The sequence below is a fragment of the Rhizobium sp. BK650 genome (assembly GCF_014195325.1).
Lineage (GTDB): Bacteria > Pseudomonadota > Alphaproteobacteria > Rhizobiales > Rhizobiaceae > Rhizobium.
In genome coordinates this window covers 14,191-27,968 of record NZ_JACIBK010000021.1, presented here as the reverse complement: position 1 = coordinate 27,968, position 13,778 = coordinate 14,191, and the positions used below count along the sequence as shown (strand labels likewise).

At 57.1% G+C, this 13,778-nt stretch carries 10 protein-coding genes and 6 pseudogenes; 5 read left to right on the top strand and 11 right to left on the bottom strand.

What is annotated here, in order from left to right; all coding sequences use genetic code 11:
• Positions 1-672: 672 nt before the first annotated feature.
• The 6 genes and pseudogenes from FHX15_RS30190 to FHX15_RS30165 all read right to left on the bottom strand — a co-directional run.
• Entirely contained in the window at positions 673-963 is a 291-nt protein-coding gene (locus tag FHX15_RS30190; RefSeq protein ID WP_184402001.1) for a hypothetical protein, read from the bottom strand.
• A 29-nt stretch (positions 964-992) separates the two neighbouring features.
• A pseudogene (locus FHX15_RS30185) lies at positions 993-1,594 on the bottom strand (plasmid pRiA4b ORF-3 family protein).
• A pseudogene (gene tnpC, locus FHX15_RS31925) lies at positions 1,591-3,231 on the bottom strand (IS66 family transposase). Before tnpC (FHX15_RS31925) ends, FHX15_RS30185 begins: the two co-directional pseudogenes overlap by 4 nt.
• 45 nt (positions 3,232-3,276) lie before the next feature.
• On the bottom strand, positions 3,277-3,624 hold the full coding sequence (gene tnpB, locus FHX15_RS30175; protein WP_184402000.1) for an IS66 family insertion sequence element accessory protein TnpB: 348 nt from the start codon (positions 3,622-3,624) through the stop codon (positions 3,277-3,279).
• Positions 3,621-4,007 carry an IS66-like element accessory protein TnpA gene (gene tnpA / locus FHX15_RS30170; RefSeq protein WP_184401999.1) on the bottom strand — a complete coding sequence of 129 codons (387 nt, stop codon included), beginning with the start codon at positions 4,005-4,007 and terminating at the stop codon, positions 3,621-3,623. Before tnpA ends, tnpB begins: the two co-directional genes overlap by 4 nt.
• Positions 4,008-4,501: 494 nt before the next feature.
• A pseudogene (locus FHX15_RS30165) lies at positions 4,502-4,672 on the bottom strand (transposase domain-containing protein); the annotation flags it as partial.
• 77 nt (positions 4,673-4,749) lie between these two features.
• On the opposite strand from FHX15_RS30165, the pseudogene FHX15_RS31365 reads away from it, so the two are divergent.
• From FHX15_RS31365 to FHX15_RS30155, 3 genes and pseudogenes are all read left to right on the top strand, one after another.
• Positions 4,750-4,869: pseudogene (locus tag FHX15_RS31365) on the top strand (hypothetical protein); the annotation flags it as partial.
• A gap of 103 nt (positions 4,870-4,972) precedes the next feature.
• Positions 4,973-5,149, top strand: coding sequence for a hypothetical protein (locus FHX15_RS31360; RefSeq protein ID WP_246779156.1), 177 nt, complete (start codon positions 4,973-4,975; stop codon positions 5,147-5,149).
• On the top strand, positions 5,142-7,217 hold the full coding sequence (locus FHX15_RS30155; protein WP_184401998.1) for a recombinase family protein: 2,076 nt from the start codon (positions 5,142-5,144) through the stop codon (positions 7,215-7,217). Before FHX15_RS31360 ends, FHX15_RS30155 begins: the two co-directional genes overlap by 8 nt.
• Before the next feature lie 28 nt (positions 7,218-7,245).
• Here the strand turns inward: FHX15_RS30155 and tnpC (FHX15_RS30150) are convergent.
• A pseudogene (gene tnpC / locus FHX15_RS30150) lies at positions 7,246-7,947 on the bottom strand (IS66 family transposase); the annotation flags it as partial.
• A gap of 24 nt (positions 7,948-7,971) precedes the next feature.
• Here tnpC (FHX15_RS30150) and FHX15_RS30145 point away from each other — a divergent pair.
• Both FHX15_RS30145 and FHX15_RS30140 read left to right on the top strand, forming a co-directional pair.
• Positions 7,972-8,160 (top strand): DDE-type integrase/transposase/recombinase, encoded by a 189-nt coding sequence (locus FHX15_RS30145; protein WP_184401997.1) that lies wholly within the window; start codon positions 7,972-7,974, stop codon positions 8,158-8,160.
• Positions 8,144-8,503, top strand: a complete 360-nt coding sequence (locus FHX15_RS30140; protein WP_184401996.1) for an integrase core domain-containing protein — start codon at positions 8,144-8,146, stop codon at positions 8,501-8,503. The genes FHX15_RS30145 and FHX15_RS30140 overlap by 17 nt, the downstream gene beginning before the upstream one ends.
• A 32-nt stretch (positions 8,504-8,535) precedes the next feature.
• Here FHX15_RS30140 and galE read toward each other — a convergent pair.
• The 4 genes and pseudogenes from galE to FHX15_RS30120 form a co-directional block, all read right to left on the bottom strand.
• Positions 8,536-9,423: pseudogene (gene galE, locus FHX15_RS30135) on the bottom strand (UDP-glucose 4-epimerase GalE); the annotation flags it as partial.
• Positions 9,424-9,536: 113 nt separating this feature from the next.
• Positions 9,537-10,499, bottom strand: coding sequence for a rhizobiocin (locus tag FHX15_RS30130; RefSeq protein WP_184401995.1), 963 nt, complete (start codon positions 10,497-10,499; stop codon positions 9,537-9,539).
• A gap of 173 nt (positions 10,500-10,672) precedes the next feature.
• Entirely contained in the window at positions 10,673-11,977 is a 1,305-nt protein-coding gene (locus tag FHX15_RS30125) for an HlyD family type I secretion periplasmic adaptor subunit (RefSeq protein ID WP_184401994.1), read from the bottom strand.
• 7 nt (positions 11,978-11,984) lie between these two features.
• Entirely contained in the window at positions 11,985-13,715 is a 1,731-nt protein-coding gene (locus tag FHX15_RS30120) for a type I secretion system permease/ATPase (protein ID WP_312861954.1), read from the bottom strand.
• Positions 13,716-13,778: the final 63 nt, after the last annotated feature.

The window sequence follows — 13,778 nt, the reverse complement described above, 5'->3', positions numbered from 1 at the left end:
AGTAAAAATTACTTCGATTGCGGTAGTGATTCGCTCAAAAGTAGGGCCTGATTCACAGTAAAATCCGCCAAAGTTATGATTGCGTTAACCATATTATTGGCGTGCAATATAATCGCGAACTGATGCTTTGGAGGCTCGCAGTCCTCGTGAGCGTCGCTATTTGGCTTGGCTATTTGAGGAATTAGGAGGCCAGAACGGAGATTATAGGTAGGCGCACCATGTGGCATCACTTGCGGCAGGCGGAAAATGGGGAAAGCGGGCGATGCTGAGACTGCTCTCCGTAAAGACAGCGCAGCTGCATAACCTAAGACAACGTTGCCCCCTCATCGTCCGAAGCGGCGTCGATATTAGCCGTTGCACCGACCGGAATTTGAAGTTAGAGGCTGAACCTCACTCTCTACCCCGAGAGTGAACGGGAGTGCGGTTGTCTGCGAACACTTTGACTGCACTCCTACCCACCATCATCGAGCGGAACGGTAGGTCCTTCGTACTTCGCTCGTCACCGCGCTGTCGGCGGCAATGGCGACAATCAGGGTAATTGTTCCAACGTGATCATACAATCTAGCATCGCTCCGCGGTGCGCAGGTAGTGGATCAATAACTGCGCGGAAGAAGTACAAACCGAGCTAAAATCATCTCTCTCCACAGCTATCTTTGTATTGTAACCATCCGGTCAGGACCGCAGTAGCCGAGGCTTTTTGCGATTTCGTTCTGTGACGGGCTTCGATGCCGGGTTGGCGACTCCGCGAAGATTGCGGATAATTTGTTGAAGGTTTTCGATACCCACCTCAGTAAACACGACAATGTGCTCGCTGAGCTCTGAGACTGGATAGTCGTCATATGCGGACAAGCAGCCATCTTCGGAGAACATCTCAGTCGAACATTCTCGCAAGAAGTCTTCGTCCTCATCAAGCATCGCTGCGACATATTTCAGTGTGTAGAGGGCGGAGTTGCGGTAGCCCATGATGCCTCGTTCTGTGTTTTCAGATTTGGTCAGTGCTGCTGGTTTTGGCTCTTCGCAAATCCAGCTTTTCCAAGTGTCCGACGGCGGGCAATTTTAGCGACACGGTCTTGAATGATATCAACGCTTAAATCTTCTGGGTCAAAGCGGCCACCATACCAACGCAAGAACTCTCGATGCTGCGCATGTCGTGGCATCGCCATAGCGTTCAGGAATTCCTCGAACCCCGAGGTGCTGCCAACATCTTCCGGCGGCGCTCTGCGCTCACCATCGATGAAGCGCGGATATTCGATGCTGGGGTTTTCACCTCGACCGCGATAGTGTGCCGCCAGTTATCACCAAAGTCATAGGTGTAGCTAAATGTCGCGATCCCACGCTCGATGAGTGCCGCGATGCGGACGTTGCGCGCTGCGAAGGTTTTCCGTTCATAGAGGTCTTCTGGATCCGGCACATCGTAACACCGCCCCCCAGCCTCGAACTCGAACAGATGATAATCCTCGAACAGCATCACGGCCTGAATGACATCGTGGAGCCCCTCCAAGCTCATCGTGAGTGGAACCTCGACCCTGCGCCAGATCAAAGGCTCGATATCGTCGAGTTGGATATGTAGCCTGGCGATGCGATCGAGGGTCATGATGCCAACGCCATCATAGGACGCGGACCTGTCCAATTCCACGGCAGCAGCTCTGCAAGCTGTGTTGTCGGCATGTCAGCAATTCGTGCTAGGACATCGGCGAGCCATGCCTGCGGATCGACATCGTTGAGCTTGGCGGTCATGATCATCGTCGCCATGAAGGCCGCGCGATCGGCACCCCGATCGGAACCCGCAAAAAGCCACGACTTCCTGCCAAGAGCAAAGCCGCGCAGAGCGCGTTCGGCGGTATTATTGGTCAGGCAGATCCGACCGTCGCCCAGGAAGGACGTGAAGCCCTCCCAGCGCTTCAGCATGTGGTCGATCGGTCGGCGACCGGAGCACTGCGCGACAGCCTTGTCCGCTCGGCCCGCATCCAGGCCTCAAGATCTTCAACAAGACGACGACTGTCCTTCTGACGTCGCGCCAGTCTTTCGCTTGCAGCGAGACCATTGATGTCACGCTCGATCTCGAACAGGGCATCAATCCGTCTCACGGCCTCGAGCGCCATCGGTGAGATCGGCGTGGCGTTCTTCCCCCGTTTGGCGTTGGTAGCGATGTCGGCAAGTACGAAGAACTTGCGACGCGAATGCGACCAGCACAATGCCTGGGTCGGCGGACCGCAATGGCGCTCTGCCTTGAACAGCGGATTGTAGCCGCCATAGGCATCAGCCTGCAGAATACCGGTGAAGGTCTTCAGATGCCGTTCGGGGTGTTCTTGCCGTCGATCGCGCGAGGCATAATAGAGAGCTGCAGGCGGCGACGTTCCTCCGAACGGCCGATCATCCCGGACATAGGTCCATATCCGTCCGGTATCGGTCTTGCCCTTCGCCAGGATCGGCACGGTCGTGTCATCGCCATGCAGACGCTCGGCGGCCAGCACATGCGTTTCGATCAAGCCATGCAGCGGCTTCAAGACCGCGGTGCAAGCGCCGACCTGGTCGGCAAGCGTCGAGGGGCTGAGGTCGATGCCTTCACGAGCATAGCGCTCACTTTGCCTGTTCAGCGGCTGATGCTGACCAAAACTTCTCAAACAGGATCATCGCCAAAAGGTTTGGCCCAGCAAAGCCGCGCGGCGTTACATGGAAGGGTGCCGGCGGCTGGGCGATCTTCTCGCATTCCCGGCACGAGAACTTCTCGCGCACCGTCTGGATGACTTTCCACTGGCGCGGGATCAATTCCAATGTCTCGGTGATGTCCTCGCCCAGTTTCGCCAGCTCGGCCGAGCCGCAGCATGGGCAGTTCGTCGGCGGGCTAATGACGACACGTTCGCGCGGCAGGTGCTCGGGAAACCGCTTCCTTGATGGGCGCTTACGCTCGAAGGCTTGGACCGTAGAGGACTTTGCCGCCGCCAGCTCCGCAGCCAATTCGTCCTGGCTGGCATCAGCTTCCAACTCCTCGAGCTACAATTCCATCTGTTCGAGAAGGCGTGCCTTTCGCTCCGAGCGGCTGCCGTGGATGTCGCGCCTGAGCTTCTCGATCCCCAACCGCAGCCGGGCGATCAGCGCATCCGAATGCGAGTTTACCGCCTGGGCACGGGCAGCAACGGCCTCGGCTTCACGGCGTGCCGCGCGTTCGGCGAGGATCATCGCATGCGCGCTGGCAAGGTCGTCGGGAAGCTGATCGGCCGCATCGGTCATGGCGAGATGGAATCATATTCGCTCCCACCTTTCCAGCCATTTCCACTATCCAGCCGAGCTCGGACGCCACGTTTTTTGCGGCATCCGCCAGTCGATCCCTTCGAGCAGATAGCCGAGTTGCGCCGACGTAATCACCACCGTCCGATCGGCCGCTGATGGCCAGATAAAACGCCCTCGTTCGAGCTCTTTCGTGAACAGGCAGGCACCCTGGCCGTCGTGCCAGATCACCTTGATCAGGCCGCCCTTCCTGCCGCGGAAGCAGAACAAATGGCCGCTATGCGGATCACGTTTCAGCGTCTCCTGCACCATCAGCGACAGGCTAGGAAATCCCCTCCGCATGTCCGTATAGCCCGTCGCCAACCACACCTTCACACCGTTCGGAACCGGGATCATCGTCGCTCCACAACATCCAAGATCCGCCCGAGCGCCTCAGTATCAACATCACTGTCCACTCGAATGCGCCGGCCGCGGCTAAGCTCGATCGTCACGATACTTGTCTTCTTGCGAGCACGTGGTGCCGGTTCCACGGGATTGGGTGGTGGCAACGCCGTCACGACCTCAGTCGGGACGAATGACGGCACGGACGGGGCTGACATTTGGCAGAGCTCTTTGCGCCACCGGAATATCTGACTGACATGAATCCCGGCAGAGCGCGCCACATCCGAGACAACGGTTCCAGGCTCCAACGCCGCCGCTACCAGCCGTTCTTTCTCTTCGCGAGACCAATACCGGCGACGCTCGACCGACGTGATCACCTCAATATGCTGCTTCGTCATAGGACTACTCCCAGTGCTACCACCAGGACTTCCAATGTTCGGCTTCACATCACAAGACGGCCGTCACCGTGGGGATACTTTGTATTGCCGTCGCCGCTCAAACAGCCGTATCCATTAAGCCGTTGGGCGGCCAGATTGCGAAGCTGCTAAACGCCTTGCCGGTCGGTAGCGGTACCGAATGAAACCTCACCACCGCGTTTTGCGTGCATACCAAGGATATTGATGAGACTCGAGGCCTCTTTTGACAAGATCGGTGCTCGCCGCGTCGAGGTCGCGTCGTCACGGCACCGACAACGCAGAGAAAATCGTAAGCGGCAAGGAGATTCGTCTAGAGTAGCGGGTTAGCGGTCGAACATCTATAGCGCTAGTTGTGAGCTGACGTAAGCTTCTATGTCTGCACCTAGTTCTGGAACTAGAACCTTTCATATGATCGAAGCTGTCGCCGAGCTCGAAGGTCGCAACGGAGACGGTCGTAAGCGCCAAGGCGGGGCCGTTCAGGGCGTGTAGTTCCACGGCATGAGCGAGTGTATTTCGCTGCTGGGCCACCCGTTGGCTATGCGTTCGAGTGTGTGGGTAAGCCAGGCTTGCGGATCGACGTTGTTCATCCTGGCCGTCTGCAGGAGCGAGGCGATGGTCGCCCAGTTCTCCGCCCCCGCGTCCGAGCCGGGTTCATGATGCCGGGTTTCTGGCTTTCGAAGCAAAGGTCACTTATCCCTTCCACCCGCTGGTTGACCAAACCGTATTGGTAACCGGCAATCATGAGCACGATGGTGTTCACTACCTGCTCATTCGACTGGCACATGGTGGTTCATTTCAAATCCCCGCATGGATGTTTGATCCTGCGGCAAGTTCAATCGAGCTCGTCGCCGCGCCGCGCCTTTCGGCAACGAAGCTCGTTGAACTGCGCGCTTTCCTTGATTCTCTCGTAACCTCTTGCCCGGTGCAAGAAGCCGAAGGGATAGGCCATGAGAAAGCAATTTCGCATGCAATTGGATCTGTTCGTCACAGCCCGGCCGATGGATCTGAGCGACACCCAGCGCCGGGAAGCATTAACACTCCTGCAACTATTGCTGACGGAAGCGGCGGCAAAGCTGCCCGCCGAGCGGTGCGCCGACGGCAAAAAGGAGGCAAGCTATGAGTAAGATCACCGCCGAACAACTTACCTTGGGTGCTTTCATCTACGTCCGGCAGTCGACGGCGTACCAAGTTGCCAATAATCTGGAAAGCCAAAGACGGCAGTATAGCCTGGTTGAGCGCGCTCGACAGTTAGGTTGGGAGACCGTTCAGATCGTGGACGATGACCTTGGACGATCTGGAAGTGGCACGGCCCGACCCGGATTCGAGAAGCTGTTGGCGGCGATCTGTGAAGGTCGGGTGGGAGCAGTCGTGTCGCTCGAGGCGTCACGTCTGGCGCGCAACGGTCGTGACTGGCACACACTGTTGGAATTTTGTGGCCTGGTCGGCACCATGATTGTCGATGAAGAGGCCATTTATGATCCGCGTTCGCCTAACGATCGTCTCCTTCTTGGAATGAAGGGCACGATGAGCGAGATGGAGTTGTCCGTGTTTCGGCAACGATCCGTCGAAGCCATGCGCCAAAAGGCGCGCCGCGGTGAACTTCATCTGACCGTTGCCGTCGGATACGTGAAGACGGATGATGCTCGTCTCGAGAAGGATCCCGATCGACGCGTTCAGGAAAGCATTCTGCTCGTTTTCCGCAAATTCGCCGAACTTCAGACCGTCCGCCAAGCGTTGCTCTGGTTCAGGCAGGAGCATGTCCTGGTTCCGTCCGTCATACAAGGGCGCGGCAAACGGCCGATCGAGTGGAAGGTCCCGGTCTATCACACGCTCCATCACATGCTGACGAACCCGGTATACGCCGGCTCCTACGTCTACGGTCGGCGTGCGACCCGTGTGATGATCAAGGATGGGCGGAAACGGGTCACGCGTGATACGCTGCGTCGCAATTCGAAGGACTGGGACGTTTTGATCCACGACCATCATGAAGGCTATATTAGCTGGGCCGAGTTCGAAAGGAATCAGCATCTGATCGCCGAGAATGCGAATGGAAAAAGCTACTCGGGGCGGGGTTCGATAAGACGGGGCGAAGCGTTGTTGCCCGGATTATTCCGTTGCGGTCGCTGCGGTCGCCGACTGCACATTCAATACTCCGGGAAAGGCGGCAATACGCAGCGATATGTGTGTCGCGGCACGTTTGGCGCCATGGCGGTCGGTAACTGTATCGGGTTTGGCGGTATGCGGGTCGATCGGGCGGTTGCGCAGGAGGTGATCGACCGATTGCAACCTCTCGGAATCGAGGCGGCCTTGCGGGCAATGGAGGCGCACACGCAGCGTCATAGCGATAAGCGTCAGCAACTCGAGAACTCGATCAAGCAAGCACAATACGAGGCTGCCAGGGCGCGCCGCCAGTATGATGCTGTCGATCCAGACAATCGGTTGGTCGCCGGCGAACTGGAGCGGCGCTGGAATGAGACGCTGCTCCAATTGCGTGATCTCGAGGTCCAGCTCGAGACGCTCTCGACCGACCGTGACACGCCCGTTTTATCGGCCGGCGACCGTAGAAGATTGATGACGCTCGGTGGGGATGTGGGTAAGGCATGGGACAGTCCCGACGCGTCCATCGAGACACGCAAAAAGATCATTCGGCTGCTGATCAAGGAAATCATTGTCGATACCGTTGAAGACACATTGGCGCTCGTCATTCATTGGCAGGGTGGCGATCACACCCGGATGACGGTGAAGAAGAACAAGATCGGCCAGACCCGCTGGGCAGTTAAGGCTGATGTTGTCGATCTCGTTCGCGCCTTGGCGAGGCAGCTGCCCGATTTATCGATCGCAGCGATCTTGAATCGATCCGGTAAGCGGACCGGGCATGGCGCCAGTTGGACGCGAAGTCACGTCTGCAGTCTTCGCAACATCCACGGTATCTCCGTCTATCGAGAGGGTGAACGGGCCGAGCGCGACGAGAGAACCCTCGACGAGGCTGCCGATATTCTGCAGGTGAGTCGAGCTACGGCCTACCGGATGATCACAAGCGGCGTTCTTCCCGCTCGCCAGCTATGCACCGGAGCGCCTTGGATCATCCAACTTTCCGACCTTCAACAGGACACCGTACGCCACGAGGCTAATGCCCGGCGATCACGGCGCTCGATATCTCACAACCCGCTTCAAAATCCCCTTTTGTTATAAGGACATCATCAGATGAGCAGTATGTCGCGCCAACGTCGCTACCGGCGAATAGGCTGTTCTTTCTCGTAATTGTCTGGGGCCTGATCGCGCGCTCGACGATGTTGGAGTCGAGCTCGATGCGGCCGTCGGTCAGGAAGCGTTCGAAGATGGCGCGACGCGAGGTGGCATAGCGGATCGCCTCGGCGAGCTTCGATTTGCCAGAGACCCGCGGCAGGGTCATCTGCCAAAGGTCGAAGAGCTCGGTAACGACAGCGGCGGATGTCTGCTGACGCGCGTCGACACGGGCGTCAGGGCTTTGCCCTCGGGCTGTTTCTTCGACCTGCCAGAGCTTTGCCATCAGCTCCACCGTCTCGGTGGCGATCTTTGAGCTTTCCCAGGCGTGGAGCTCGTAGAACTTGCGCCTGCTGTGGGACCAGCAGCCGGCCAATACCATACCGTTATTGCCGCCGTCAGATCGAGCGAGCTTGTTGTAGGCACCATACCCGTCAACTTGAAGAATACCGCGATAGCCACTCAGATGCCGGGCGACACGATCGCCAGCGCGGCTATCTTCGAAGCGATAGGCGACCATCGGCGGACCACTGCCGCCAAAGGGTCTGTCATCCCTGGCATAGGCCCATAACCAAGCCGTCTTTGCTGATCCGGATCCCGGCGCGAGCGTTGGCAACGTCGTCTCGTCAGCAAAGATCCGCTCAGCTTTTTTAATCTCGGCAGGGATAGTGTCCACGACGGCCCGATCTTCCCGAACCTAGCGATGGATATCATCCCGAGCGGCCCCAAGCAGCTTTGGGTCTCCGATATAACCTACGTCGCGCTGCCGACCCGCTTCATCTATGTCGCCATCATCCTTGATGCTTGGTCTCGCCTTATCGTCGGCTACGCCATCGGCTGCTCAATTGACGCACGCCTTAGGGCGGGCCGCGGCCTTGAGAACTGCCATTGATCGCAGAAAGCCGCCACTGGGCTGCATGCACCATTCCGATCGCGGCTCGCAATATGCTGCCGGGCCTTACCGGCAGCTTCTGACCGACCACGGTTTGATCGGCTCGATGGGCCGCAGAGGTAATCCCTACGACAATGCTAAGGCCGAGAGCTTCATGAAGACGCTCAAGGTCGAGGCGGTCTATCCCATGGCTTTTGAAGCCTTCGACGATGTCACCGAGCACCTTCCCCATTTCATCGAGGAGGTCTACAACAAGCGCAGGCTCCATTCGGCACTCGGCTATCTGAGCCCACAACAGTTCGAGGATCAACACATCCGGCGGGCTGGCAAAACAGCAGCCTGATCAGTGTCCACCCCGAGGGGCGCACTCCAATCGACATCCAATTTTGACCCCCCCCTGATGATGTAGATCAGCGCTTGGCCTGCCCGGCGCTGGCCGGGGTTGCAGACCGGAAACCGCTTGTTGGAGACATCTTCGATGGCGCCGAGCAGCTCCTTCACGGTGGTGCCTGTGCCGGTGCCGAGATTGAGCGAGACCGACTCGCCGCCATCAAGCAGATATTGGACGGCCCGCACATGCGCATCGGCGAGATCGAGGACATGGATATAGTCGCGCACGCAGGTGCCGTCGCGCGTCTCGTAGTCGCTGCCGAAGACCTTGAAGCCCTGGCGGCGTCCGAGGGCTGCATCGATCGCCAACGGGATCGCGTGCGTTTCCGGCTGGTGCCACTCGCCGATGCGGCCTTCGAAATCAGCACCGGCTGCATTGAAGTAGCGCAGCACCACGGAGCGGAAATTCTTGTACTGACCGTAGTCGGCAAGCGCCTGCTCGACGATATATTTGGTTCGGCCGTAGGGATTGATCGGCACCTGACGGTGCGTCTCATCGAGCGGCACGCTCTGCGGCAGACCATAGGTCGCGCAGGTGGAGGAAAAGACGAAGGCATTGATGCCCGCCGCCTGCGCCGCCGACAGCAGCGTCAGAGTGCCGATGACATTATTCTCGTAAAGAGAGACCGGATCCTTGACTGATTCGCCGACTTCGATCAGCGCTGCAAAATGCAGAATCGCCAAAGGCTTATGCTTTGCCAGCACTTCATCGAGCCTCGCGCGATCGCGGATATCGCCCTCTTCCGCCGGCCCCCATTTGACGAAATCCCGATGACCATTGGAGAAATTGTCGAAGACGACGGGCCTGTAACCCTTGTTCGCCAGATCGAGACACGTATGCGAGCCACAACACTTTAATCGAGCGCTCCAAATTGTCCCCCGGCATAGACGAGGCTTCCGTCAAAGTTTAACCGGCCGCCTGACTGTACAAAGCGACATGCCGCCTTCGGGCGGCATGTTCCTGCACAGGAGATAAGGAGCAATCCTTATGCGGTAAACCAGTTATGAAAACCGCTCGCGTCGACGTTGCTCAGAACAATAGTTTCACCCTTGTGGGCGAGATCAGCGCCGACATACTTAACAACGGCATCGCCGCCGAAGTCGGTTGCGGTCCAGTCAGTTACCGCCGTCCCGACGAGCTTGAGCTTGTCGACGCTGGCGTTGAAGCCGTCGATCGTATCCGTGATGATCGATTTGGCCATATCGCCTAGGTGGAAAACGAACGTATCGGAACCGCTGCTTGCGATCAGATGATCGATGCCGGTACCGCCCTCAACCGTTGACGACTTCAGATTGACGCCCGACAGATCGACAGTGTCATTGCCTGCGCCGGCCTTGATGTCGACTGTCGTATAGCGGCCGTCCGTGAAACCGTTGCCACCGTTAAAAGCAGTTGCGCCAGTGATCCCGCCAGTGCCGGCGTCAGTGCCATCTTTGAAGCCTACGCCTTGCTTAATCGTGATCGTATCGTTGCCTGCGCCTGTGTTGACGCTCACTGCATTTACCCAGCTGCTGTCATTCGTCAACAGGGAGATCGTGACCGTGTCATTGCCTGCGCCGGTCGAAACATTTGCGCGCTTTACGTTCAGGATCTCTACCGACGATGCGCTGTTTCCGCCGAGGTGGACGTCTGCCTGAACGAAATCCTTGAAATAAACGTTCTCTGCGCTGTCTGATTGTGCCAGGACATTTTTGACCGAATTCCACTTGCCGACGACGTCAAACACGAAGGCATTTGCCTCTGGATCGAAGCTGAGGGCAACTTCACCGCCCACGCCAGGACCGCCAACCGTGACAGGGCCGGATCCGATCGACGATCCACTGCCGGTCGTTGTTTCATGCTGCTGCGTGCTATAGTCAAGGGCGTTGGAATTTTGAGCATCGATGCTGAGAAGGTCGGAAACGTTAGCCGCACCACCGTTGCCGAATGTGACCTTTAAACCTGTCATGAATGTTCTCCATTGCTTTTCGAATAAATTTTACTAGCGACGCCCGACACACAAAGTTGAGCAGCGACAAACGTCCAAATTTACTAATAGATAAGCATGAAATTTTGGCAAGTATGTAACAACGACCAAAAGGATATTTGACATAACTCTTTTTGGGACAATTTCACTTCGCGTCACTCTTCCCTGAAGGCCAACCTCAACCTGTCTGCGAACGGCTTGGAGAAATAGGATAGAACCGTGCGGTCCGCGATTTTGATAAAGATTTCAGCAGGCATACCGGGATAGAGCGTGCCTTCGGACAGGTCCTTCAGTGTTGCCATGTCAGGCGTTATTCTTAACGTATAAAAAGCTGCACCGGTGCGAGGGTCAGTTTGAAGGTCGGGTGAGATCACTGAAATCCTACCGCCAATGTCAGGCGTCGTGGTCTGGTTGAACGCTGTAAATCGGATATCAACCGGCTGTCCTTTGTAAATCTGGTCGATGTCCTTTGGTGCGATCGATGCCTCGACTTGCAGCTTGTCGCGCTCGGGGACAACCAGCATCAGAACCTCCCCTGGCTGGACCACTGCGTTCACATTGTGAATGCTCAGCTGATAAATGCGGCCGGCAATCGGCGCGCGAATCTCTAACCGAGCGAGCTGGTCCTTCGTGGCAGCCAGCCGCTCCTCATATTCGGCGATGCTAGCCTCAACAGTGGTCAAATCTTTTGTGACCTCCGATTGCCGGTCCTCATCGAGCTGTAGCAACTGGAGATCCAGTTCGCCGATCTTGCCCTCAGTCTGCGCGCGCGCCGCAATACCCTGCCCCAGCTGCCCTTCCAGCTCAGACTTCCGACGCTTATAGTCATTCAGCCTTTGCTGCGTGGTCAGGCCTTTCTGATAGAGCGTATTGACCTTCTCAAGGTCTTGTTCAACAAGGTGAACTTGATCCCGGGTCGCATTGATCTGGACTGTGAGACCATCCACCTCGTCCGTCAATTGTTGCTTGCGTGTCGCAACCTGTTTCTTCATGCCTTCAAGCGCATTCTTGCGGCTCACAAATAGGTTCTGTTCGCTTGCGACCAGCGTTGCAGCTGACTTAGACGTTGAAAGCTCGGATAACTTCTCTGGGACCGTCACGTCAGAGGCTCGCGACGCCTCGGCCTGCAATCTGGCTCGTCGTGCATAGAGCTGGGCAAGCGTATTCTCGGCAATGGAAAGATTGGCCTTCACGACAGTTCCGTTAAGGCGGACAAGCACTTGATCAGCGTCTACTCGGTCACCTTCTTTGACGTCGATCTCGCTGACGATCCCACCTGCAGGATGCTGGATCTTCTTCGTATTGCTCTCGACGACGACGCGGCCGGACGCAATAACCGCACTTGAAAGCTCAGTCGTCATCGCCCAACCAAAAACACCGACGACCAAGCCGAATGCGAGCAGAGCGACAACGGCGACGTGTTTGGCGAGCGGCAACTTTGCGAGTTTTCCTAGCATCATCCCACCGTTACAGGTCGTTTGCTGCCGGTGACGGACCGGCGTTTTCGATTGCTCGTGGCTGATGGTCTGATGTGACGGGCCGAATATTCTGACGCAGCACCTGCCCGAAAATTTCTTCCTTAGTACCGAATCGCTGCAATCGCCCGGCAGCTATAACCGCTACCAGATCGACGTTGGCCAACGCGCTCGGGCGATGGGCAATGACAATCACAATCCCGCCTCTTGCTCTGACATTGGCGATCGCATTGCTAAGAGCATTTTCGCCTTCGGCGTCGAGATTGGAGTTGGGTTCGTCCAGCACGACCAAAAACGGGTCTCCAAAAAGCGCGCGCGCCAGGGCAATGCGCTGCTTTTGACCTGCGGAAAGAGCTTCACCGTTAGAGCCGATTTTGGTCTTGTAGCCATCAGGCAGATTTAAAATGAGATCATGAACATTCGCCGCTTTCGCCGCATTGATGATGGAGGAAGCGCTGGCGTCAGGTCTGAAGCGAGCGATATTCTGCGCCACCGTGCCAGCCATCAGTTCGACAGTCTGCGGAAGATATCCGAGATATTGGCCAAGCTCATCCATATCCCACTGGTCGAGGCTCGCACCGTCAAATCGCACCTTACCGTGGCGGATCGGCCAAGCGCCAACAATAAGGCGGGCAAGCGTGGACTTTCCTGATGCACTCGGCCCGATGATCCCAAGCGCACTTCCAGCTTGAATTTCGAAGGAAACATCCAGCAGTGTAAATGCAGCCCCACCAGGGGGTGAGCCGGTCAAATTCTCGACCGAGAAAGTGAATGCCGGCCGAGGCAACGATAGGGAAGCCTCTTCCTCCGGCACGATCTCGAAAAATCTCTGAAGTCGCCTCCAACCCTGCCGTGCCGATGTGAAGCTGCGCCAGTTCCCGATCGCCTGCTCCACGGGAGCAAGAGCCTTGGCCGATAGGATTGATCCAGCGATGATGCTACCTGCGGTAGCATCGCCGTGGACGACAAGAACAGCGCCCACCGCCATAACGCCAGATTGGATGATCATGCGTACCACTCGCGAAGCAGCACCGAAGGCCCCGCCGATGTCGGCCCCGCGCCGACTCCGGCTTTTGTACTGCCCGTGAAGCTCACGCCATATAGCCGTCATCGTGCCTGACATGCCCATCGCCTGGATGGCCTCGGCGTTGCGAACACTGCCGCCCGCAAAGATATTGCGCTGACCGCGAGCACTCGCTGCGTTCTCGTTCAGCGTTGTCGTAGACCAATTTGTAAGCACGGTGATGGCGACCAGGATCACGGCGCCCGCGAGAACGCTGATGCCAATCCAAGGGTGCAGCATGAAACAAATGAGCAGATAAAATGGGAGCCACGGAAAATCGAACAGCGCATTGGGGCCGTTGCTCGAAAGGAATCCGCGAATCTGGTCGAGATCGGAAAGAGCCTGCAGGCCATCTCCTCTAATCTCGCCGGAAAAGGGCATTTTCAGGAGCGCCCTATACATGCGCCCTTCCAATCGCTCGTCTAGAAGGTCTGCGACCCGAGTCAACATCTGCCCCCGAACCACGTCAAACCCCATTTGAAAGCCGTAAAGCAACAACACAAGAGCGCATAGGGCGATCAGAGAGGGGATACTTTTGCTAGGCAGGATACGGTCATAGACCTCAAGCATGAACAATGAGCCGGTTAAATGCAGCAGATTAATAAATCCGCTTGCGAATGCAACCGCAACGAAAGCATGCCATGTTCGGGCGAAAGACACGATGTACAACCTAATGACCGAGATAATTCGACGTTCCCGGATCTGATACACATGTTCAACGCA

Coding starts and splice junctions, on each gene's coding strand:
- FHX15_RS31360 (WP_246779156.1), top strand. CDS start 4,973: ATGAGAAAGCAATTTCGCATGCAATTGGATCTGTTCGTCACAGCCCGG.
- FHX15_RS30130 (WP_184401995.1), bottom strand. CDS start 10,499: ATGACAGGTTTAAAGGTCACATTCGGCAACGGTGGTGCGGCTAACGTT.
- FHX15_RS30190 (WP_184402001.1), bottom strand. CDS start 963: ATGGGCTACCGCAACTCCGCCCTCTACACACTGAAATATGTCGCAGCG.
- tnpB (WP_184402000.1), bottom strand. CDS start 3,624: ATGATCCCGGTTCCGAACGGTGTGAAGGTGTGGTTGGCGACGGGCTAT.
- FHX15_RS30145 (WP_184401997.1), top strand. CDS start 7,972: ATGGATATCATCCCGAGCGGCCCCAAGCAGCTTTGGGTCTCCGATATA.
- FHX15_RS30125 (WP_184401994.1), bottom strand. CDS start 11,977: ATGATGCTAGGAAAACTCGCAAAGTTGCCGCTCGCCAAACACGTCGCC.
- FHX15_RS30155 (WP_184401998.1), top strand. CDS start 5,142: ATGAGTAAGATCACCGCCGAACAACTTACCTTGGGTGCTTTCATCTAC.
- tnpA (WP_184401999.1), bottom strand. CDS start 4,007: ATGACGAAGCAGCATATTGAGGTGATCACGTCGGTCGAGCGTCGCCGG.